The sequence below is a fragment of the Mesorhizobium sp. M2E.F.Ca.ET.219.01.1.1 genome (assembly GCF_004016445.2).
In the GTDB taxonomy this organism is placed as follows: Bacteria; Pseudomonadota; Alphaproteobacteria; order Rhizobiales; family Rhizobiaceae; genus Mesorhizobium.
Genome location: NZ_SADT02000281.1, coordinates 1 through 284, shown reverse-complemented (window position 1 = coordinate 284; position 284 = coordinate 1). Strand labels below are relative to the sequence as shown.

At 70.1% G+C, this 284-nt stretch carries 1 protein-coding gene; it reads right to left on the bottom strand.

Annotated features, from left to right (window positions below; genetic code table 11):
* Positions 1 to 284: M24 family metallopeptidase (locus tag EN862_RS35830; protein WP_135913354.1), on the bottom strand; the 284-nt coding region annotated here is incomplete at both ends.

Genomic DNA, 284 nt, shown 5'->3' with positions numbered 1-284 from the left:
GGAGCCGACGCCATGGCCGGTGCCGTGGGCGAAGTCGCAGCCGTGCTTCCACAGCGCCACGCGCGCCACGGCGTCGATTTCCGAGCCGCGCGTGCCGGCGGGAAAGCGCAGCATGGAAATGCCGATCATGCCCTTCAGCACCAGGGTGAAGCGCTCGCGCATCTCCTCGGTGGGTTGGCCGACCGGCACGGTCCGGGTGATGTCGGTGGTGCCGTCCTGATACTGGCCGCCGGAATCGAGCAGGAACAGTTCGCCGTCGGCGAGCTTGCGGCTGGTGGCGCGGG